17 protein-coding genes are annotated in these 23070 nt (G+C 48.9%); 14 read left to right on the top strand and 3 right to left on the bottom strand.

Annotated elements, in window-relative coordinates:
- Positions 1-9: 9 nt before the first annotated feature.
- Positions 10-1617 carry a methyl-accepting chemotaxis protein gene (locus tag L0156_03590; GenBank protein ID MCI0602071.1) on the bottom strand — a complete coding sequence of 536 codons (1608 nt, stop codon included), beginning with the start codon at positions 1615-1617 and terminating at the stop codon, positions 10-12.
- Between L0156_03590 and L0156_03585 the strand changes: the two genes are divergently transcribed.
- From L0156_03585 to L0156_03560, 6 genes are all read left to right on the top strand, one after another.
- Positions 1586-3589 carry an ABC transporter substrate-binding protein gene (locus tag L0156_03585; GenBank protein MCI0602070.1) on the top strand — a complete coding sequence of 668 codons (2004 nt, stop codon included), beginning with the start codon at positions 1586-1588 and terminating at the stop codon, positions 3587-3589. The two genes, L0156_03590 and L0156_03585, sit on opposite strands and share 32 nt — an antisense overlap.
- Positions 3590-3663: 74 nt before the next feature.
- A complete protein-coding gene (locus L0156_03580; protein ID MCI0602069.1) occupies positions 3664-4893 on the top strand; it encodes an STAS domain-containing protein in 1230 nt (409 codons plus the stop codon).
- Complete coding sequence (locus tag L0156_03575; GenBank protein ID MCI0602068.1) at positions 4890-5828, top strand: ABC transporter permease; 939 nt, start codon at positions 4890-4892, stop codon at positions 5826-5828. The genes L0156_03580 and L0156_03575 overlap by 4 nt, the downstream gene beginning before the upstream one ends.
- Positions 5803-6615: an ATP-binding cassette domain-containing protein gene (locus tag L0156_03570; GenBank protein ID MCI0602067.1), complete on the top strand. Its 813-nt coding sequence runs from the start codon at positions 5803-5805 to the stop codon at positions 6613-6615. Before L0156_03575 ends, L0156_03570 begins: the two co-directional genes overlap by 26 nt.
- A 135-nt stretch (positions 6616-6750) precedes the next feature.
- Positions 6751-7086 (top strand): YciI family protein, encoded by a 336-nt coding sequence (locus tag L0156_03565; GenBank protein MCI0602066.1) that lies wholly within the window; start codon positions 6751-6753, stop codon positions 7084-7086.
- A gap of 1 nt (position 7087) precedes the next feature.
- Complete coding sequence (locus tag L0156_03560) at positions 7088-8356, top strand: sigma-70 family RNA polymerase sigma factor (GenBank protein ID MCI0602065.1); 1269 nt, start codon at positions 7088-7090, stop codon at positions 8354-8356.
- Here L0156_03560 and L0156_03555 read toward each other — a convergent pair.
- Positions 8353-8760 (bottom strand): STAS domain-containing protein, encoded by a 408-nt coding sequence (locus tag L0156_03555; protein ID MCI0602064.1) that lies wholly within the window; start codon positions 8758-8760, stop codon positions 8353-8355. The two genes, L0156_03560 and L0156_03555, sit on opposite strands and share 4 nt — an antisense overlap.
- A gap of 51 nt (positions 8761-8811) precedes the next feature.
- On the opposite strand from L0156_03555, the gene L0156_03550 reads away from it, so the two are divergent.
- The 4 genes from L0156_03550 to L0156_03535 all read left to right on the top strand — a co-directional run bounded on the left by L0156_03550 (position 8812) and on the right by L0156_03535 (position 16553).
- A complete protein-coding gene (locus L0156_03550) occupies positions 8812-9225 on the top strand; it encodes an ATP-binding protein (protein ID MCI0602063.1) in 414 nt (137 codons plus the stop codon).
- A gap of 143 nt (positions 9226-9368) precedes the next feature.
- Positions 9369-11576 carry an NEW3 domain-containing protein gene (locus tag L0156_03545; protein ID MCI0602062.1) on the top strand — a complete coding sequence of 736 codons (2208 nt, stop codon included), beginning with the start codon at positions 9369-9371 and terminating at the stop codon, positions 11574-11576.
- Positions 11577-11892: 316 nt separating this feature from the next.
- Positions 11893-15066 (top strand): protein kinase, encoded by a 3174-nt coding sequence (locus tag L0156_03540; protein ID MCI0602061.1) that lies wholly within the window; start codon positions 11893-11895, stop codon positions 15064-15066.
- A gap of 182 nt (positions 15067-15248) precedes the next feature.
- Entirely contained in the window at positions 15249-16553 is a 1305-nt protein-coding gene (locus L0156_03535) for an FAD-dependent oxidoreductase (GenBank protein MCI0602060.1), read from the top strand.
- Between the two features lie 83 nt (positions 16554-16636).
- Here L0156_03535 and L0156_03530 read toward each other — a convergent pair whose 3' ends face one another.
- The gene (locus L0156_03530; protein ID MCI0602059.1) at positions 16637-17911 is read right to left on the bottom strand and encodes a radical SAM protein; all 1275 of its coding nucleotides are present in this window, start codon (positions 17909-17911) and stop codon (positions 16637-16639) included.
- A gap of 95 nt (positions 17912-18006) precedes the next feature.
- Between L0156_03530 and L0156_03525 the strand changes: the two genes are divergently transcribed.
- The 4 genes from L0156_03525 to L0156_03510 all read left to right on the top strand — a co-directional run bounded on the left by L0156_03525 (position 18007) and on the right by L0156_03510 (position 22789).
- Positions 18007-18900 carry a metallophosphoesterase gene (locus tag L0156_03525; protein MCI0602058.1) on the top strand — a complete coding sequence of 298 codons (894 nt, stop codon included), beginning with the start codon at positions 18007-18009 and terminating at the stop codon, positions 18898-18900.
- 229 nt (positions 18901-19129) lie between these two features.
- Positions 19130-19480, top strand: coding sequence for a hypothetical protein (locus tag L0156_03520; GenBank protein MCI0602057.1), 351 nt, complete (start codon positions 19130-19132; stop codon positions 19478-19480).
- Between the two features lie 246 nt (positions 19481-19726).
- On the top strand, positions 19727-22036 hold the full coding sequence (locus L0156_03515) for a PilT/PilU family type 4a pilus ATPase (GenBank protein ID MCI0602056.1): 2310 nt from the start codon (positions 19727-19729) through the stop codon (positions 22034-22036).
- A gap of 9 nt (positions 22037-22045) precedes the next feature.
- Positions 22046-22789 carry a zinc-ribbon domain-containing protein gene (locus tag L0156_03510; GenBank protein MCI0602055.1) on the top strand — a complete coding sequence of 248 codons (744 nt, stop codon included), beginning with the start codon at positions 22046-22048 and terminating at the stop codon, positions 22787-22789.
- The last annotated feature ends 281 nt before the right edge of the window (positions 22790-23070 follow it).

Below are 23070 nucleotides of genomic sequence, written 5' to 3'. Positions count from 1 at the left end.
CTTTCATTTTCATGATTCTGCGGTTCTGAAGCGGGAGACTTCGGTTTGCAAGGATTTTGCCGCTTGATTGAGTCGATCTGTGATTTCATTCAGCTCGCGCACCGATTGCGCCGTCTGCTGGGCGGAATCATTAAGCTGCATCATGGACTCGGTGATCTGTTCTGCTCCAATGGTTTGCTCCTTCATCGATTCGGTAACAGCATCAAAGCGGGGAGCCAGTGTGTGGACTTGCTGGATGATGCGGGAAAGTTGGATGCCGACAGTGTCAATACTTTCAACTCCCGTTTGCACTTTTTCGGAGAACTGTTCGACGCCGGAGACGCCTGCATTCACAGCGTTGTGCATCTCTCTCACCATTCGTTCAATTTCCAAAGCGGAGACCGATGTTTGATCTGCGAGCCTGCGGATTTCTGAAGCAACCACCGCAAATCCCGGTCCGGCTTCGCCCGCTTTCTCCGATTCAATCGCTGCGTTCAGCGAAAGAAGGTTGGTTTGATCAGCGATTTTTGTGATCGTTTTTACCACTCCATTGATTTTGTCGGCCTTTTCACGGAGCAACGCAAGGCGGGAAGAGATCATGCCGGTGCTTTTCACGAGATCACGCATGGTCATTTTCATTTGTGCCAGACCGGTCTGTCCTGTTTCGATCAGAATGCCCGTATCGTCTGTTACGGAACGAACTTCCTGCATTGTGTTTGTCAGTTCGTGGGAAGTTGACGAGATTTGTCGCGCTGTGGCAACCACGTGGGTCGTGGAAGCCGCCTGTTCATTCACGGTTGCTTCCAGTTGTCTGGCCGCGGCGGCAATATGCGTCGAAGATGAGGTCACCTGAATCCCGGATGTCCGCACACCTTTCAAAAGTTCTAATAAGTTAGAAGACATATCGCGGAAAGTACGGGCAAGCGTTCCGATCTCATCGCGTGAATCGATTTTGAAACTGCTGTTCAGATTTCCTTTACCGACTTCCAGTAACGCCTCTTTCAAACTGGTGACCGGCCTGGTAATGGATTTTGACAGCGTATAAAAAAGAAAGATGCCAAGCGTTAGGGAAATTCCGGTTACCAGAAATGTTGCAAGGCGAAAATCTTCATGAGACTGATTGGATTCTTCTACCGCGGAACGAACCACCTTTTCCATAATCGGTTCGACACCCTCGGAAGCTTGTTGCATGATTCGAAGGAGCTCTTCCTGTTCCTGCTGAGAAGTTCCGGACCGGACCGCTTGCAAAAGCCGTGTAAATGTCTCTTCGTAGGTATTTACAAGATTTTGTAACGCTCCCACGTTCACTTCACCCGGCCGCGCGAAAGCCCTCAACTCGGCAAGGTAACTGTTCATGGCTTTCATGGATGCCTGGTGCTTTCTCACATTCGGGCTCACTCCTCTTTGCAAAAATTCCGCTGAAGAAAGGTCGTCCAATCGGGCCTCCTTTTCCGATCTCAACGCCTTTAGCATTTCGATTTGAATGCTGTACGCCAGACGTCTGATTTCTGTACTTCGATAGCTTTTCTTCCAGTAATGTGTCTCCAGCAAAATTTCAGGAACAGCGATCAATAAGAGGGTGAACAATGCGCTGAGCAGGATTTTTGTGAGAAGGCTCCAATCCTTGATCGATTTCATCGGGAAAGGAAATTATACACGTGATACAATCACTCCTCCCATGTGGTCCGTTATCAAACGTTTACTGCTTGGACTGATTCTCATCACCATCGCATCCTCCGTCCTCCTTCTATCCGACCTGCATCATCGTAAATCTTCTTCGGAACCCACTAAGAAATGGAGAATTCTCCTGACTTTGCTGGTGGAAGCTCCTCCGATGGAGGAAGCGCATCAAGGGATGATGGAAGGGTTAAGACAATCAGGGCTTGTTGAGGGTCAGGATTTTGAAGTCGTAGTCCGGAATGCTCAGGGCGACATGCCCACTCTGAACAGCATTCTGGACACCGCTGCGGTTGAAAAAACCGATATGATTTTTACGATTACTACACCGGCTCTTCAAACCGCAGTGAACAAAATCAAGAACAAACCCATTGTTTTTAGCCTCGCTGTGAACCCATCCAGTTGGGGTGGGTCGAAGAATGATCAGGATCACACACCAAACATGACCGGAGTCTATGTCAGCAGTCCCTTTCAAAAGATGATTGATGTGATCCGTGAATGTTTTCCGAAGGCACGTCGAATCGGTACGCTCTTTTCGCCCGGGGAAGCGAACTCAGTTTATGTAAAGGATCTGTTTACTACTCTTGTTCAGAAAAACGGACTGGAGCTCGTTGTGCTTCCTGTGAATTCCAGCGTGGAGATTTCTGAAGCCGCAGCATCTCTAATTGGTCGCGGAATTGATGTCTTCTGCCAGATTGGTGACAACGCATCTTCTGCGGGCTTTCCGAGCATTGTGCTTGCAGCGCGAAAGTCAAAAATTCCACTTTTTTGTTTCAGCACATTTCAGGCGCGTCAGGGGGCATTGATCAGCGTGTCAAACGATCATTTCGACAGCGGACGCGAGGCAGCATTGCTTGCAGTACGGATCATGCGCGGGGAGAGTCCCGCATCCATTCCGCTTCAGCCGGCTCGAACAGTGACAATCGCAGTAAATACGAAAGTGGCAAAAGAAAATGGTTATACACTGCCGGATGCTCTGGTCAACAGCGCGGATGAAATCATCGGCGAAAAAGTTAAAGAACGATCTCTCAGCAAGAAGTGGAATATTCAACTCGTGGAGTATTCGAACATATTAGATGTAGAAGATTCGGAGAAAGGAATTCGAGATGGTTTCAAAAAAGCAGGATTGATGGAAGGTCGCGATTACACGTTGAAGGTTCGCAACGCGCAGGGAGATATGGTGACTCTAAGCACGATGATAGACAGCGCAGTTTCAGAAGGAGCTGATCTCCTGATGACGATGTCCACTCCCACGTTGCAGGCTGCGATCAAACGCGCAGGAAAACGTCCCATCGTCTTTACACTTGTTGCCAGCGCTGTTGCCGCCGGGGCCGGTAAATCGAATGAAGATCACCTCCCGAACGTGACTGGTGTGCTGACAACAAGCGCTTATGAGGAACTGGTTGCTGTGATTCGTGAATCCATGCCCCATGCAAAAAGGATTGGAACGCTCTTTGTGCCATCCGAAATCAATTCGGTATACAACATGGAGCAGACAGCAAAGGCCGCCTCAAAGTCGGGCATGCAGCTGATCACAGTTCCAGCGAATACAAGCGGCGATGTCTCCGATGCTTCTTTGTCATTGATGAGCCAGCGGATCGATGCCGTCTGTCAGATTGCAGGAAACTTAACTGCATTTGCTTTTCCGAGTCTTGTTCAAGCTTCTCAACGTTCCCGGCTTCCGATTTTTGCTTTTCAAACTAATCAGGCTTATGAAGGCGCTTCCATTGTGGTGGCACGGGATTATTATGATGGAGGACTGGACGCGGCTGAAATTGCGACGCGAATTATGCGCGGTGAAAGTCCTGCGAAGATTCCTTTTCAACCGCTGCGGACAACCCGGTTGCTCGTAAATCAGAAAGCAGCCGCTCAATGTGGATTGAAAATTCCCGAGACGATTTTGAAACGCGCAGAAAAAATAATAGGAGAATGAGAATTAACCGCCAAGACGCCAAGTCGCCAAGTTAAAATAAATTCATTTATTGGCGCCTTGGCGGTTCAATAAATATGGAAATACGGAAGCAACAAAAAGGCGATGTAGTTGAGTTTAAGATCGATGGAAGACTGGATGCATACTGGTCAGACCATTTATCCGGTGAGGTCGGTTCAGCGATCCGTGCAGGCATTCATCATGTTCGGTTGGATTTGTCCGATCTGACTTATATTAGTTCAGCCGGCATTCGCGTTTTGCTGAATTTCTATCAGCAGTTGAAAGCAATCCAGGGTTCACTGATTGTTGTTCGTATATCGGAACCGGCACGCGCAGTTCTGGATCTGGCCGGCTTACTGCAATTCTTGAGCCCTGCCGAAGCGGTAACCTCTGCCCTGCAGATGCCAGGAAAATTACTGGAGCGCGGGAATGCCACGTATGAATTCTTCTCGTTAAAGGAGAGCGCAGTTTTGCGTTGCAAAATTCTCGGTGACCCATCTCTGCTGGAAGGTTGCCGTTATGACGAATCGCATGCGCGCAAAGTTGCGTTGTCGCCATCAACGTTCGGTCTGGGATTGGGCGCGTTCGGCGGCGGTTATCAAGAATGCCGCGATCGTTTCGGTGAATTCCTGGCCGTTTCAGGCACGGCTGTCTATCTTCCGACCGATGGAACGAACGTTGCCGATTATCTTGTCTCCTCCGGTAAATTCGTGCCGGAGCTGACTATCCTGTACGGTCTCTTTTGTGAGGGGAACTGGCGAAACCTTGTCCGTTTTCAAGCCCGCGGGGAGTCCGGTTCGGTCAAGTTGTCGGAAATCGTTTCTTTCGCGCTTGAATTTACAAAAAAGGAATCGCTGGCGATGGTGATCGTTTCTGAAACTGCAGGTCTTGTGGGAGCCGCTTTATCGAAACCGCCTGTTGGATCCGTTTCCGCTTCAGCTCCCTATCATTATCCGGATACGGTCGAGTGGCTATCGTTTACAGCAGAACGAGCTCACGCGAAGTCTCTCACACTCGTTTGTGGCGTCATCACCAAAGGCCGGGAGGCCGCTTCCATTTTGAGATGGATGGATCAGACAGAGAAAGTTGCAGGTCATTTTCATGCTGCAGCATTTCCTTACTCACCGTTAAAGAAAGGAAGGATCGATATGGCGGAAACCGTCAGCCGGCTCTTTGAATCGAATCGAGTGGAAGGCGTACTTCATCTGATTCAGGATGACCGTGAAATTAGCGGAGTCGGCGAAAGTGAATTTGTTCGCGGCGCGTGTTGGGTCAGCCCGATAACAGAATTTTTGGAAGAACGATGACACTATTGGTCGGGGCTATTACGATGGGACTAATCCTGTCATTGCTGGCAATCGGCGTCCTCATCAGTTTCCGGATTTTCAGTTTTCCCGATATCACTGCTGAAGGTTCAATCACTTTTGGCGCCGCGATCGCCGCGATCCTGCTCGTTCACGGATTCAATCCATGGTTCGCGAGCGGGGCCGGCTTCGCCGGTGGTTTTCTGGCAGGAATTACGACGGGGGTCCTGCACACTCGTTTCAAGATCAATGGTTTGCTTGCTGGAATCCTTGTGATGACCGCGCTTTATTCCGTTAATCTTCGCGTGATGGGTAAAAGCAATGTACCGTTGCTCACAGAAACCACGATGGCCACTTATTGTGAAAAAGTTGGACAGGCTCTGTTGCCCGGTGGGATTGGTATTATGATCGCCGGCTGGGAAATCTCCATCCGGGATGCTTTTGTTTTGCTGTTTGCGTTTCTGGTGGCCCTGTTCATGGGTGGAATTCTGTTTCTTTTTATGCGTACAAATCTCGGCACTGCAATGAGAGCCACAGGAGATAATCCCCAGATGATGAAAGCTCTCGGTGTGAATGTAAATCACATGATCGTACTGGGTCTGGGAATTTCAAACGGTTTTATCGGCCTCTCCGGCGCTTTGCTCGCTCAATATCAGGGTTTTGCGGACGTGCAAATGGGAATCGGTATCGTTGTTCTTGCACTTGCCAGTGTAATCATTGGCGAAGCGCTTGTGGGGAGTCATCGTTTGGGTTATACGATTGCAGGGGCAGTGATGGGTTCCGTTTTGTTCCGGTTACTGGTGGCGATTGCGTTGCGGTGGGGACTCAATCCAAACGATCTGAAATTGATCACCGCCATCTTTGTTTTCATCGCTCTGATCTTGCCGCAATTGCTGGGGAAGCTCAAGAAACATGCTGGAAGTACAAAAAGTATCTAAGACTTTTTATCCGGGAACCGCTAATGAAGTGCCGGCTTTGCGTTGTGTGGATTTTGTTTTGGAGAAAGGTTCTTTTGTGATCATTATTGGAACCAATGGCTCCGGCAAATCGACTTTACTCAATGCTGTTGCAGGCACGTTCCCCATTGAGGAAGGTGCAATTCATTTAGGTGGAAGAAACATCACGAATTGGCCGGAACATCGTAGAGCAAAGATGATCGGACGGGTTTTTCAAAATCCTTTTACCGGCACGGCGCCCAATATGTCGATTGAAGAGAATCTTGCGCTTGCGGCAAAGCGCGGCTTTCCGCGCGGTTTGAGTTGGGCTCTAGCCAGTTTGCTGAGGACACAGTTCAAAGAGCGTGTTCGCAAACTGAACATGGGCCTGGAAAACCGTCTGGACAATTCAATCGGCACTCTTTCCGGTGGCCAGCGCCAGGCGTTGACGCTTTTGATGGCCACGTGGGTACGGCCCGAGCTTCTTTTGCTGGATGAACATACCGCGGCTCTCGATCCCAAAAGCGCCGATCAAGTGATCCAGCTCAGTCAGGAAATTATTTCTGAGCAAAAGTTGACAACCTTGATGGTGACACATTCGATGCTTCAAGCCGTGAGTCTCGGGGACCGTCTGATCATGATGCATAAAGGAAGGATGATTCACGATTTCCAGGGAGCGGAAAAGAAGCGGTTGAAAGTGGAGGATCTGCTCGCGCGCTTTCAAGACGTTCGCCGCAAAGATCAAATGGATGAATCCACCGCAGAAATGCTCCGCAAAAAATACATTTGATTTCACCGCAGAGGACGCTGAGAACGCAGAGAAAAATCGGATTTTCTTTCCTCCGCGCTCTCCGCGTTCTCTGCGGTGAAAAATGTCGAAATCTTGGGCTCCCGTTCGTCTTACCGGTACAAGGAGGAACTGAAAATGGCAACGTACATGCTTCTTTTGAAAAGTGGAAAGTTCGATAACTACTCTCCGGAGGCAATGCAGGAGATTGTGGAACGTTATATCGGTTGGGCGAACAAACTGCGGGAGCAGGGCCGTCATCGCGGCGGAGAGGAATTGAAACCAACCGGGCGGGTTTTACGAAGGGAGAAGAATAAGGTGCTCGATGGACCCTATACCGAAACAAAAGAATCTGTCGGCGGGTTTTTCCTGATCGAAGCGCGCGATTATGACGATGCCGTGGAAATCTCGCGCGGTTGTCCACATCTGGATTACGAAGGCGAAATTGAGCTTCGGGAAATCAATCCACATTGATATGGAAACCCCACAACAGGAGGTGCGCGAGCTGGTTGCGCACCTCTTTCGTCATAAAGCCGCTCAGATTCTATCGGTGCTTGTGCACGTACTCGGATTGAAGAATATCGATGTAGCAGAAGATGTTGTTCAGGAAACGCTGGTAAAGGCGTTGCAGCAATGGCCTTTTTCCGGCATTCCCGCGAATCCTTCCGGTTGGATCTTACAGGCCGCTAAAAACCAGGCTTTCGATATTCTGCGAAGAAGAACAAGTTTTCATGAGAAAGAACCTGAGATCATCCGCCAACTTGAAGAACGTTTTTCAAACGAAGCCTTCTTGCAGCCAGAACCATTTCAGGATGAACAGCTGACATTGATTTTCACTTGCTGCCATCCGACATTCTCCGGTGAAGTGCAGGTTGTATTGATTCTAAAGACGCTTTGCGGTTTTCATACGTCCGAGATCGCGCGGGCTTTCCTGACTTCGGAGACGACAATTGCGCAAAGAATTGTGCGGGCCAAAAGAAAGATACGCGAAGAGGACATCCGGTTTGAAATTCCACCGGAAAAGGAGCTGATGCAGCGGCTCGATGCGGTCTTGCAGGTGATCTATCTAATGTTTAACGAAGGCTATTCCGCAACAGCAGGAGAGGATCTTGTCCGGAAAGATCTCTGCGCAGAAGCAATCCGCCTCGCTACAATATTAGTAGACCATCCTGCCGGCAACCAGCCGGAGACACACGCGCTTCTGGCGCTCCTTTATTTTCAATCTTCCAGACTGAGTGCCAGGGCGGATGAGGCGGGCAATCTCTTTTTGTTAGCCGAACAAGATCGTTCCGCGTGGGACCAGAAGATGATTTCGCGCGGTTTCTATCATCTGGATCGCTCTGCCGGCGGAGAAGAACTGAGCCGGTATCATCTGGAGGCTGGAATAGCATCGTGCCATGCCGTAGCAGCTCAATATGATGCGACGGACTGGAAGAAGATTCTTGATTTCTATGATGCGCTCATGGAGATGGATCCTTCGCCCGTCCTTTACCTGAACCGGGCGGTTGCCATTCTGATGCTGAATGGACCGGAAGCCGGCCTGCGCGAATTGGAAAAGATTCAGAATAATCCTTTGCTGAAGGAGTACCATTTGCTGCCTGCGGCTTTTGCGGAAATGTATGCCCGGTTGGGTGAAACGGAAAAAGCGCGTTCGTATTATCAACGCACGCTGCAATTGGTGAAGACGGAGCCGGAGAGAAAATTCGTGTGCCGGAGACTGGAGGAGTTGGATCCAGACGGCTAAGGCACAAACGACTGGACCGCATGATCAAGATCATCGTGCAATTCAAGAAAGCGATCGTATCCGGAAGTGGTCAGAATCTGCCGGACGTTTTCGTTCGGCTTTACAAGTTTCAGTACGTTGGATCTAAAATTCTTGTCTGCGAGTCTTTCTCCCAAAGCTTTGTCGCTTTCCGGGGGATAGTCGCTTCGCAAAAGATTGAAGATCGTGTGAATGGCGCGTAATCCTGCGCTGCTGATGTGCCGCGCATCCGATAAATCCAGAATGATTCTCCGCGCGCCCTGTTTGTAGATTTCTTCGCCCTTTTTTTCCAGTTCGCTGAAAGTCATGGTATCGACGTCGCCATGGATTTCGATAATTGTTACCGGCACCTTTCCATCGTTTCGTTCGAAAATGAGAATTTCCATAGTTACTCTATACAACAATCGGGCACATGTTTACAATCAATTGGGATGCGCGTGCAAATAAAGAATGACCTTGCTGAGATGGCGAAACTTCGTGACGCTGTCATGAATTTCTGCAAACAGAATCAATTGCCTGCGGATACTGTATTCGTGATCGATCTTTGCCTGGAAGAGCTGATCACGAATGTGATCAAGTATGGATACGAGGATTCTGCTGAACACGACGTTCAAATCGATCTTTCCTTGCAAGAGAATCTGCTGGTTTTAGAAATAACCGATGATGGACGCCCCTTCGATCCTACACATATTCCGGAACCGGACCTCGATGTGCCACTGGAGGAGCGGCGAATCGGCGGTTTGGGAATTCACCTTGTCCGAAACTATGTCGATTCTATGCATTACAAACGGGAAGGAAATCAGAACATCGTCACGCTTCAAAAGCGAATCGCAAATGTGCCACATTCCTGAAGTTGGTGCCCAAAATTGTGAAATCCTGCCGCCAAAATTGTGACAAGAATTGGCACCAAAATGGACTCTCTCCTCAGGAGAGTTCCGGGCATGGGTTTTGCTGAAGCGGCGACCGTTCTCAGTTCAAAAAAAGGGGGGAATGCATGCGCATTCGGTATATCGGGACGATCGTCCTTCTTTTCTTCTTCACGATTCTCAACAGCACGTACGCATCCCAAAAGGATTCGGCGTCGCATGTTTCAGAGCTAAACGAGGGTCTTTTGCAGTTGCTCGAACGGGCGGAGTCAGGGGGTCCGTCTGCCGATCAAGCAGCTGAAATCATCAAGAAACGAAATGCTCATCTTTACGATCTGATCCAAAAGAATCCTTCCAAGGCAGTTGGTCTTGCCTTTTCTTCTGATATTTTGAAGAGGCTCGCATCAGCCTTTCCTGATTCTGCTTCCTATCTTGAAGAACAAGGCACATGGAAAGGCGATAACACCTGCTTCATGATTGATGACCCAACGATGACCCGGAGACAATGGGTTCATCGTTTGAAAGTCGGGGATCAAGATCTCGATGTGAATTTTGATGGTCTGGAACCCGGTGGACTTAGAAGCGGCGTCATTCTGAAAGTGAAGGGTGTAAAGGTTGGCAAACGAGTCGCGGGAAAAGGTGAAATTCTTGGTGAATCGGTTGCTGCGGCTACGACCTGCAGCACTTCAGGAAACCAGAACACTGTTGTTCTCCTTGTTACTTTTCCAGGAATCAGCCCTCCTTCCGGAGTCACTACGCAAACAGTTTATGACGCATTCTTCGGTGCCACCGGTCGTACGGTTGATAAATATTGGAGAGAAGCTTCGTACAATCAGGCATCCGCTTCAGGAGCAGTCTACGGCTGGTACACACTGAATCAGCTCTACACTTGTGATCAGTACGACGCGATTCGCTCTGCGGCTATTGCAGCAGCAGATCCGGATGTGAATTTTACGCAGTACACCCGGCTATTTATTATCATGCCAAATCCAGGATCATGCGGATGGGCCGGTCTAGGTAGCCTTGGCTGCTGGAGTAACAGTTCACAGGATGGCAACTTTAGCGCCTCAGTATCCTGGGAGCTTGCGAACTATTTTACAAACCGCGATAACGCTGTGAAATTGTCCTGCCATGAAGGCGGACACAATCTCAGTTTGCACCATGCCAGCACGCGCGATTTCGGAACAGAAACGCTGGGACCGCTGGGAACTCAAGGTACCTTGAATGAGTATGGTGATGTGTTCAACACAATGGGATCCTGGAACCTCGGACACTATGGCGCGCCACACAAAGTAAGACTCGGTTGGCTCGCAAGCGGTTCCGGTTATCAGACTGTTACAAACGACGGGACCTTTACCATTCTGCCGATCGAATCCAGCAGCGCCGGCCTGAAAGGACTCAAGATCCAAAGAGGAACGGGCAACAATGCTTATCTCTGGGTCGAATATCGCCAGTCGATTGGTGACTATGACACGACGCTAAACTCAAACGTTTTTCAAGGAGCGTTGATCCATTACGAGGATTCCTTCACCAGTTCCTATACACATCTTCTGGATTTTACGCCGGATAATGTTTGGACCGACACCGTATTGAGACCGGGACTTCCGTGGACAGATGCTTATTCAAACGTGACACTGAACGTACAATCGGCAACGTCTTCCGGGCTCACATTGAATGTCGATTTTGGTCCTGTGCCGTGTGTTCAAGCAAATCCAACAGTAACAGTTTCGCCATCGAATCCAAGTGTTTATCCTGGCAATAGCGTGAACTACACAGTCAATGTAAAGAACAACGATTCTTCCGGTTGCTCCTCCGGTACATTTAACCTGAGTTCCACTTTGCCTTCCGGATGGGGTTCCAGTTTTTCGAATTCTTCGATTACGCTTTCCCCCGGCGCAAATGGAAACGTAACGATGACGAAAACTGCGCCGGGAGGCACAGCGGTTGGCACGTATGGAGTCAACGCAACTGCAACAAGTGGCAGCTACACCGGCACCGGAACAGCCAATTGCACGGTGACGAATCCGCCACCTCCTTTGAACGTCTCAGTTTCTTCACCCGCTGGACCTTTCAGCGTGCGACAAACGGTCGCCATTACTGCAACTGTGCTTTCCGGCTCTAATCCAGCATCGGGCGCCAGCGTGACATTTACCATGACGAAAGCAAATGGCAAGACAACAACAAAAACGCTAACAACCAATTCATCCGGAAAGGCAGTGTGGAATTACAAGATCGCTCAAAAAGATCCTAAGGGACAATATTCGGTAAGTGTGACGGCTACCTTTAACGGACAAAATGGTAGCAGCACTACACCGGCAACGTTTACGGTTCAATAAGAAATATCGGGGGGCAAAGCGTCTTTGCGTCGCGTGTCTACGCGTCTTCACGTAGACTCGCTGACGCGGAGACGAGTCAGGAGTAGACGCTACTTTTTGCTACAATTGTGACAATTATTGGCTTCCGCTTGCCCCTCAATCGTCGAGACCCGTCCGGCACAAGTTTTGCTAAATCCACGGGTGTGTTCCCAACACCAGCTCTTTTTGGCCATCAAAATCCCAATATTTTTCCTGGCAATAGCGTGAACAATTCATAAGGGGGCAGTCCCACTGCCCCCTTAAAGCTTTGCGTGGCGATTCTTGGTAAAGTGAAAGTATGGGGAGCGATCCTGGAATAGTTCGGAAGCCGCTAATTCTTCCTGCATCATTTCCCGTTCTTCCTCTCGGGTTCATCGAAAATTCCCTTAAATCCTGGGAGCGTTACGAATTGATGGGTTGCCTGGGGGAGGGAGGAATGGGCCGTGTCTACAAGGCTTTTGATCCGGTCCTGAAGCGTCCGGTCGCTCTAAAATTCTTGCGCCGTGAAGATCCCGAGTTGCAACGTCGCCTGATCTGCGAGGCGCAAGCACAGGCCAGGATAAGGCATCCGCATGTTTGTGAAATTTATGAAGTCGGCGAGTTTCAAAATCATGGTTATATCGCGATGCAATTCATTGAAGGGAAGAACCTTTTAGAAATAGGAGAAACGCTGACTCAAGAGCAAAAAGCGAATATCGTCAGGGAGGTTGCCGAAGCTTTGCATGCAGCGCACAGGCTGGGTTTGATTCACCGCGATGTCAAACCAGCCAACATTCTTATCGAAACAAAAGAGGATGGAACGCTTCATCCATACATCCTCGATTTCGGATTGGTGCGAGAAATGGAAGTGCCTGGCCACACAGTGACAGGAGTAGTGGTAGGTACGCCATTCTACATGGCACCGGAACAGGCCCGCGGTGAGGCTGGGAAGATTGATCGCAGAAGCGATGTGTACAGTCTTGGCGCTACCTTGTATGAAGTCTTGTGTGGATCTTCGCCATTTGAGGGAAACACCGGGGTGGACATCATCCTCAAGGTGTTGCAGGAAGAACCGCAGTTCTTGCGGCAAAGGAATTCTTCTATTTCTCCGGATCTGGAAAGCATCGTAATGAAATGTTTGGAAAAGGAACCGGAACGTCGCTATGATTCGGCCCGCGCGTTTGCAGAAGATCTCGAAAGGTTCCTGGATGCTGAGCCGGTTCTGGCCAGACGGGCAGGATTCAGCTACCGGCTTAATAAGAAGATCCGGAAGAATAAAGCTATTTTTGCGGTATCGGGCGCATCGCTTGTGTTGATTCTTATTTTTGCGATTCTGGGCTTGCGGATCCGTTTCAATGCAGCTCAGCAGGCGCGTTTAGCGCAACAGTTCGGTCAGGAAATCGAGAAAATGGATTCCACCATGCGGTATGCATATCTGTTGCCGCTTCATGATATCCGCATGGAAAAGCAAATGGTAAAACAACGGATGCGAGCCATCGAAATGCAGACCAAACAGATGGGGAAGGTTGCGAAAGGGCCGGGGGAATATGCACTGGGCCGCGGTTGGATGTCTTTGCACGAATACGAAAAGGCTCGAAAACATTTGGAAACGGCATGGCAGGAGAACTATCGCGCGCCGGAAGTTGCTTATTCCCTGGGGCACACTCTGGGTGTGTTATATCACAAGGAATTAGAAAACGTGGAACGGATCACGAGTCTTGAGATGCGAATTTTTCAAAGAAAACATATTGAAAAGGAATACAGGGATCGCGCGATTCAGTTTGTCAATGAAAGCGGCGGGGCATGGGCGGAATCGCCTTCTTATGTCCGTGGAAAAATCGCATTTTATCAGAAACGCTATGAGGAAGCTTTGCGGCGGGCTCACGAAGCCTGGGTCCTGGTACCCTGGATGTACGAAGCAAAACTTCTGGAAGGTGAGATCTGGAAAGCCATAGGAAATGGTCTGCGGGACCGTGGTGACACGGCCAGCGCGCTTGCGCACTATGACAAGGCTGAAGTTGCCTACCGCGAGGCGGTCGCCAAAGCGGCAAGTGACAACACCATCTACGAAGCTCTTTGCGGCCTTTCTGTTGACCGGATGAATCTTCAATTGTACCAATCCGGCGAATCGGTAGAGTCCGATTTTCAGGAAGGACTTCAGGTCTGCCACGATGCCATCAAAACGAACCCTGAAAGTGAAGTGGCTTTCAACAATCTCTCAAATCTTCACCTCCGGCGAGGGGAGTTTCAGATGCTTCACGGCGGAGATCCGCTTCCGGACTGGAAACTAGCGGACGAGTTTGCGGGCAAGGAGCTTCAGTGGAATCCCACAAGTGTGAATGGCTACACCAACAAAGGTAGAACCTACCGGCTGCTTGCTGATTACGAAATGGAACATGGCACCAATCCTGTTCCTCATTTGGATAAGGCAATCGAAAGTTTTCAAAATTCAAAAAAGCTTGATCCCGGTAACATCTTTACCTATCACAACATGGGGAACGTATACTGGACACTTGCCGAATATCAGGCAAACCGCGGATTAGATCCGCGCAGTACGCTGAGCCAGGCATTTCATCATTATCTTAAAGTGATCAGCCTCAACCCCACCTACATGTATGCTCATCACAATCTTGGAGTGGCTTATTGGACTCAGGCAGAATATGAAAACAATCACGGGAAAGACCCGCGACCTTCCCTGGAAAAGGCGAGCCGGTGCTTCCAAAAATCCCTTGAGCTGAATCCGGATTACACACTCGCATACAATAATCTTGGTGGCGTAACACAGGGTTTAGGAGAATATCAGATCGCAATTGGCATAGATCCTACGGCAACTCTGCAAAAGTCTATTGAATATTTTCAAAAAGCGATTCAGATTAACGCGGAATATTCCTATGCGTACAGCAATCTTGTGGAAGTTTATCGAGGCCTCGCAGTCTTCACGCTTTCTCAGGGGAAAGATCCTTCTTTCTATCTGAATCAGGGTAAGCCATTTGTTAGGAGAGCAGTTGACTCCAATCCCGACTTTTTTGAGCCGTACTTGATGTCGGCACGACTGAATTTAGTCGAAGCACAGTTTGCGATCTCCCAAAATGCATCTCCGCTCGGCGCATTGAAAGAGGCTGAAGAGAGTCTTCAAAGTGCCTTGCGTATGAATCCGGAGGAAGCAGAAATCTACAACGCCGCAGCCGAAATGTATCAGTTGCTTGCCTCCTGGAAAATTCGAAAAAGAAAGAGCGCGGATGTGGAAATTCAAAAGGGTTTGGAAGCCGTAAACAAAGCCTTGCAATACCATCCGCATATGTCTCGCGCGCTTGCAACACGAGCCGGTCTTGGATTGTTACTCGCTCGAGCCGATACAAAGTTCGCCCGCGATGCCCATGCAGATTTGCTACAAGCCCTCCATACAAATGCGAACCTAAAACGACAATACACACCCCTGCTACGAGACATCGAAAAACTCCTGGTAGTGGCAGAGCATTTGCCATTGAAGTAAAAAGACCTGAACTTTCAGAAATGCTTGTAAATTGCACTGACCAACTTCTGAAGAGCAAAATGCTCTGCATCCCGCGAACAGAGCAGAGCATTGTCTCAGCAAACTAGAGATGTTGCGGGTTGCGGATCTAATTGCCCAACGTGTTCAAAACCAGAAACGCGGACAATGCTCTGCCACTACCCATGACTAAAGTAATTGTTATCGGGGCAGGAATCAGCGGCCTCTGTGCAGCGTACGAGCTCACGCGAAACGGCTTTGAAGTGGTGATTCTGGAAGCGAGACACAGAATCGGGGGCCGTGTCCACACAATCAGAGAGCCCTTCGAATTCGGACAATTTGCAGAAGCGGGAGCGATGGTTGTGCCGGACAGTCATTCGCTTACGAAAAAATACGCTGCTGAATTCGGCATCCAGCTGGATCCGGCGCCTTCCAACCTTCCTGCAGTCTATCGTGTTGCGAACCGGAAATGGATTGGCACGGGTGAAGATTCTGATTCACCGGGCTCTCTTCAGAAAAAATATTTGGGACCCTATATCCATCAAGTTGCAGCTTCCTTAACTGCAGACCCCTGGCCCCCGGATGGCGTAAGGGCCTGGGACCATTCGACCCTTTATCAGTTTTTGACGGAACAGGGAATCTCTTCTGAAAAAATCTCCCGTTTACGAATGGAATACATCGATGAATGGGGTGATGGAATCGAAAGCTATTCCGCTCTCAGCGGATTTTACGATCTTGCAAGAGGCCGTTCCAGCTCATTATTTCGAATACAGGGGGGAAGCGACCGGCTGCCCTCTGCCTTCGCATCGCGACTTTCCAGTATTTCCTTGAACACTCCCGTTCATCAGGTGAATCAAATAGACAACCGGATCGAAGTGGTGTTTTCGAAGAATGGTGAGTTTCAGAAGCAACAAAGCGATTTCTTGATTTGCACCATTCCTTTCTCCGTTTTGTCCAAAGTGCAGATCGATTTGCCTTCCGAGAAAAGGAACGCAATACAGGAGCTTGGATATACCTCTGTCGCGCGCGTCTATGCGCAATTCAAAGAACGTTTCTGGATACAGCAAGGCTTATCAGGATACGCTTATACGGACCACGATTTTTTGAGCTTATTTCACAGCACCGCGAATCAGGAAGGAAAAGCCGGAATTCTGGAAGCCTATATTTCCGGACCCCTTGCGCGAAGGATCTCATCATTGAATGAAACAGAACGAATTGAGACAACACTTTCATTCCTGGAAGAATTGCATCCGGAAATGAGGAAGCATTTGCTCAAAACAACATCCGTCTGCTGGGATCACGATCCGTGGGCCGGAGGAGCTTATTCCTGGTTTAAACCGGGACAAATGACGAATCTGTTGCCTGTTCTCGGACGTCCCTTCGGACAAATCCACTTCGCAGGCGATCATACATCTTCACTGCCCGGATGGATGCAAGGCGCCCTGGAATCCGCCCACCGAGTTATCCAGGAAATAATGCAGAAAATTTAACGCAGAGGCGCAGAGTCGCAAAGAAAAAAATTAATTAAATTCTTTCTCTTTTCTCTGCGTCTTTGCGTCTCTGCGTTGAAGAACTATTCGAAGCTGCCGCTCACTCCCTGGAATCCGCGCATCGCCTGCTTCGCAAGCCATTTCATGACTCGCGTGTTGTCGTAGCAATACGAAAGAATGTAATTGCATGTTGACAGACAATGTTGAGAACATTCCTTTTTCATCTCATTCAATTGGCCTGCTTCAAACTTGTGATTTGCCACAGTTCCCCAGTCGTACGTTGAAGAGTACATGGGGAAGCAGGGAGCCAGTGAACCATCCGTCCGGATGATGCAGGAATTTTGACCGGCACGACAGGGCCACGCATCCACTTTTCCCCGCATGAGCTTTTTCATTTCACGCAAATGAAAAACAGGATTCGGCATTTTGTAACCGTTCTTGTGTTTTTCAATCACCCATTCGATCAGCTCATCCACTTTCGGATGATCCTCCGGAAGAAGATATGTGGTGTTGCCATCGAGATGCTTGAAATGATCCTGTTGCAGCATCGGAGCTTCGTTGATGTGGTAATCGGTGGCCAGATCATTGTCATGCGCTATTTGAGTAAGCTCCTTCACATCTTCTTGATTGATGTGAGTAATATTGATATTGATCATGGCCGTGTAGCCGTAATAATGTTTCTTCTTCACCATGTAGTCGAAGTAGGATTGAATCCGGTTGAGCGCTTTCGGCAACCCCGGCTTTTCATTGACTGCATCGATCGCAAGATTGATATTCGCTACACCCGCATCCCCTAAACGATCCAGAACATCCGGATTCATCAACCGTCCGTTCGTTGGCAAGTAGACAAAGAAGTCCTTCTTGGATGCGTAATAAACGACTTTATGCACAAAGTCCGGACGCAGCAGAGGCTCGCCTCCCATGAGAGCCAGAACGCGACATCCGATATCATGCAACCAGTCAATCGAGCGGCGCGCCATATCTTCCGTCATTCCTTTGACTTTGTTGTTATAAGACCAGCAATAATGACAATCCACATTGCATTTAAATTCCGTAAAAAGGTAAGCAATGATGGGACGAAGTTCTTTGCTGTGCCATCGGGATTTAAAGTAGGGCACTGCCCAGCCTTTCCATCCGCGAATGGCGTTGAGTTTGTTGTATTCTTTGTCCGAGTAATCCGGTCCGGGTTGACGTTGTGGAAATACCGGTTCCGGCAAAGTCAAAACTTCGGCTCCGACCGGTGCGGCGTTTTGAGGCTTGGGGCCATTCATCAGCAATTGATGAAGGGGAACATCGATGCGGAACTGCTGTTGAGGTTGATCCTTGTAACTTTCTTCTGGTTTCTGTTCAACGTCCATTATTCGGCCTCCCTGCATTTTGAATTTTCAAAACCCAAAAAACATATTAGATAGAATATGTACTTTCCGAGAAGATTGTCAAAGCCGGGCAACAGATGAAACGAAAACTGCTGATCCTTCCTCTTCTTCTGTGTTATTTCTGTTTCTCTTTCGCGGCTACCGATATGCTGCATTTTGCGGCGATCGGCGACATGGGCTGTGGCTGTGCGGCGCAGGAAGCCATTGCCGAAGAGATGCTGGAATGGCACGCGAAATACCCGTTCCGTTTCGTCCTTACCACGGGAGACAACATTTATGGTGATGGTTTGCAGCGTATTTGGAACAGACGAAAGGGTGGGAGCAAGGCGCTTTTTTATGAGCATTTTGACCGGTACTATAATCCTTTGCGAAAGCGCGGTGTACTCTTCTTTGCTTCCCTGGGCAACCATGATTTTGAAACCCGTCACGGCCGAGACCTGATCGACGATAGAGTCCGGTTCAACATTCTCTCAAATACGGGTTACTACTACTTTTCACCGGATCCCGCTCTCGTCACATTTGTTGCTTTGAATACGGAAAATATTCTTGTGCAAAATGCAAATCCTTCACAATTGAAATGGTTGCAGAAAGTGCTTTCCGAATCGAAGTCGATATGGAAGATTGTTTATGGCCATCACGCGATTTACAGTCCGCCTGGAAGCCATCCAGTAGATGTGTCCTTCAGAAAAGCCCTTGAGCCAATCCTGGTTAAGAATGGTGTGCAAATCTACATTTCCGGTCACAACCACTTTTACGCTCGCATGAAACCAAAGCATGGAGTCATTCACTTCACCACAGGCGGAGGGGGCCGGCATCTGAAGACACCTCGCGCAACTTCCGAAACCGATGTCGTGGCCCGCGCCCATCATTTCATGCATTTTGAGCTTCGTGAAGGAAAACTGAACTTCTGGGCCATCCCAATTCAGGGCCCATTTCTCGATCGCGGCACCGTACGCATTAGCAGCGAATAGTCAGGGCTTCCACAATCTATGCTCTTGAGCATGTTTTTACAATGATTCTTTTTGAATGCGTTCATTGTTTTGCTCTGGAACACAGGCATGTTCCATATCGAAACAACGCGCCGCTCCTATTGGCCGCAATTCTTTCCTTTTCCTGACGAAGGATGGCTTCCCGCAACAAGCAACAAGCATGGCAAGGTATTTGCCATTACCGAATTGGTACAAAACTGAAGGAGGAAATATGGAAACAATTTTCAATAGTTTCGCGAATTGGAGATTTCTTTCCGCACTTTGTGTTGTCCTGTTTGCAATTGGTTGCACCCAGAACCCGGAACAAGGTTCCGAAAATCCGGTCAGCCCAAACCAAATACAGGCACCGGACGTGAGCGCATCGGCCGCCACAAAGACTCTGATCTGTCATAGCAATAGCGATGGTGATAATGCCGGGGTTGTACTAGATGTCGGAACAACCAAACTGGAAAAGCACTTCGTCCATGGAGACTGCTACTATCCGGTATGTACACCACCGAAAGGCGTCGATTGTTTATTGCTCGATGACACTAACAACGACATTTGCGACTTTTGCCCGTAGCGAATTCGGAGCAAAAAAAACCGCAGTACGTTTAAGGCTACGATTAACGGAAGCTGAACTACTGGGCCACAAGAGGCTCTTTCTCGATTCGTGCATTCTCAGCATCAGCGTCGAGTAATCGGGGCGCCTGTATTTATGCGTGACAAAAACGTCATGTTTGTGTTACGATTATTGCGAAAGGGCGCGATGAGTCGCGCTCCTACGGTTTTTTTAGAGGTTAGGGGCGCGTTCATTGCGCTTTTTTTTATGAACAATCTCGAAGTAGATCGTGTTCTGCAGACGATGCTTTCCTTCAAACCGAACATATCCGATTTGCATTTCTTTGTCGGACGTCCTCCGCAAATCGAAGTCTCCGGAACCTTGGTGCCGGTTCCTATTAAGGGATTAGAACGACTGAATCCGTTTCAGCTGGACGTGATTGCCATGAACATCATGGGGCAGGATCGTGAAGCATTGCGAAGGTTCATACGGTTGGGATCCGCCGATCTTTCCTACAGCATTCCGGGCGTTACCAGATTTCGCGTTAGCATCTATAAACAGCGGGGAACATTCGCAGTCGTTATGCGTGTGATTCCTTATGGTGTCCCCAGTATAAAAGAAATGAATCTGCCGGATGTTTTGTACGAAGTCGCAGATGAAACGACGGGAATAGTTCTTGTCACAGGTCCCACAGGCAGCGGTAAGTCAACGACGATTGCCGCCATCATTGATGAAATCAATCAAAAAAATGCCTTTCATATCATAACGATAGAAGATCCGATCGAGTATTTGTATCGCCACAAGAAATCCAGCATCTGCCAGCGTGAACTAGGATCGGACACGACATCATTTGCCGTCGCTCTTCGCGCGGCCCTGCGGCAGTCTCCAAAGGTCATTGTGGTTGGTGAAATGCGTGATACGGAAACGGCCGAAATCGCCCTGGAAGCTGCTGAAACCGGGCATCTTGTTTTCAGCACACTTCATACCATCGATGCTTCAAAAGCAATCGATCGAATCATAGGCATCTTTCCACAATCGGAAGAAACATCGATTCGGAACCGGTTTGCGCAAACGTTTCGCTATGTCATCGCCCAGCGTTTGATTCCAAAGAAGGGTGGCGGAAGAGTAGCAGCCGTAGAAGTGTTGAAAGCGACTCCCCGCACGCGTGAATACATCATTAAAGGGGAAGGGGAAAACAGATCGCTCCTTGATGCAATGCGGGATGGATTCCTGGAAGGGATGCAACCGTTCGACAAAGATCTGGAGCGAATGGTCCGTGCAGGCATTGTGGAAAAGGATGTTGCTCTGCGTTATGCCTCGAATTCAAATAATCTGGCACTCGCTTTGCAGACGGCCCCGGCGGAAGAACAGATTGGTAGCCTGTGGAGCGATTTTGTCGAAAAGGAAGACCTGACACCGAGCGATATTTTGCGCATACCCGATGCGATTCAACAGATGATTGAAGAAGTGGATGAGAAGGAAGTTGATGAGGTCGTGAAGAAGGTTCTCAACTGTTTAAGCAAAGGCGATGAGCGGCAAAGGATGTCTGTCATCAGCATTGTTCAAACGCTTGTGGCTACGCTTTCCGCTTATGATCACTGGAAGAATATGGATTCTGCTGTTATGGCGATAACAAGCCGTTGTTTTCAGAAAGAGACGGAAGATGAGATCGTTTTCGCTTATGTGAGCTATTTCCAATCCGAATTCTTTACAAAGTTCCGGAGCAAGAAATATGCTCAGGCCATGGAGCTTCTCCGGACGATCAATCTTCAAGTCGACAAACATGATCGTTTGAGGCGGCATCTTTCCATGTCTCTCGAGTCTTCCGGGGATTTTTTCATGGAGGAAATCCGTGTGGGCGCTGAAGGCGCAGACGTAGCCATCGAATATTGCAAGATGTCGGGAGAAAAAGGAGCGGAATTTTTGTTGAACTGGCTTGCAGAGGAAGAGGACAGGTCTACGCGGGTACGCCTGCTGGGTTATTTTGATCGCTTGAATCCGAACCATCTAGTTCCTGGAGTCGAGCGAAAACTCAGTCACTACAAGTGGTATGTGGTCAGAAATATGGTAACCATCATGACCAAGGTAAAGCTTCCGAAAACGTCGGAGATGTTGCGGCAGGCCGTCAAGAATGAGGAGGTTCGCGTTTCAAAAGAGATTCTGAAGCGCCTTTATCAGGGTTGTACTCTTACCGATTCTGAAACAATTCATGAGCTGTTATGCAATCCGGATAAGACCGTTCGAATTCAAGCGGTGCATCTGGTTCCGATGGCGAATCTGGATGGAGAAATCCAGATGTTGCTCAACTATGCTGGAAGCGCGACGCCGGCGGACACAGATTTGCGGGCCGCGTGTTTTCAAGCGCTGGCCAAAATGAGGGTTCTGCAGGCTGTGCCGCTGGCAAAACGTGTTCTGGAAAAGAAAGCCGGGTCAAAGCTGGAGATTGCAGAAAGGAATGCGGCCGTCAAAGTGCTGGGGGATCTAGCGTCGGAGGTATCCTTACCTCTCTTGCAGAAACTGGCAACCGGTGATTCCTTTGCCGAAACGCGTGAAGCTGCGCGGGTTTATGTTTTGTAGGACAAAACGATGAATCTTACATGTAATGATTGTGGCCATACGTTCCAAATTGATAAAGCAAAGATTCCTTCCCCAACCTTCAACGTAAAATGTCCTAACTGCAAGAAAGTTTTTCAAGTAAACATGCCATCAGGAAGCGATGCCGTCAAAACCCCTGAGAAAGCCTCTGCTGAGTCCTCTTCATGGGAACAATGGAAGCCGGAAATGGAAGCCGCAGTGAAGAAACAACTGGAAGATGTCCGAAAAGATATATTGCTCTCTTTAGTTACGCTCGTAGGACATTCTTCACAAGCATCGCAAGTCAATGCATTGGAATACAGCGAAAAGCGCGCGCTTGTTTGTGAATCGGATCCGGCCGTAGCGCAACAAATCCTGTTTGTTCTGCAACGATTGGGCTATTCAGTGCAAACCTGCTCTCATTTTGCCGAAGCTCTGGGTCGTCTGGAAAGCGGATTTTACGATGTCATTACCACCGACTCTGGATTCTCGGACGATCCGGAAGGGGGTCAAAAGATACTGGGCAGGGTGAACGGAAGGAAAACCGTGGAAAGGCGAAAAATGTTTGTCGTAATGGTGTCGGATCATTGCAAAACTTTACCTGCACAGGCGGCATTTTTTCAAGGTGTAAATATTTCGGTTCACAAGTCCGATCTGCGAAACTTTGAACGATTGATTCAGGATGGTATCCGGCAATTCAGTGAAATGTATGGCACGTACTACATGATGTTGGAAGAATCCGCGGATCGTTTATAAGCTTTTCATTACGAATTGGAACGAGTATACATGCTGAGCCCGCGGAAGAACTGGATTCCACCATACAGAATGGCGCCCCAGGCAACCACGTAAACACCGCCATTGGCCGCTAAACTGAAAGTAGCGATCGTGATGATAAGGAAACAAAATAGGTCAGTAAGATCTTTCTTACTTACGTTGAAGAGCCGAAAGTAGTAACTACCCGGTCCTTTCTAGGCTCCATCCCGGATGTTAAAGAGTAGCAGAAAGCAAATCAGATGAACAGTGGAAAGGAGAAGCGT

This window comes from bacterium, assembly GCA_022616075.1.
Classification (GTDB): Bacteria; Acidobacteriota; HRBIN11; order JAKEFK01; family JAKEFK01; genus JAKEFK01.
The sequence above is the reverse complement of the archived record's forward strand: the minus strand, read 5'-3'. Positions and strand labels throughout refer to the sequence as shown.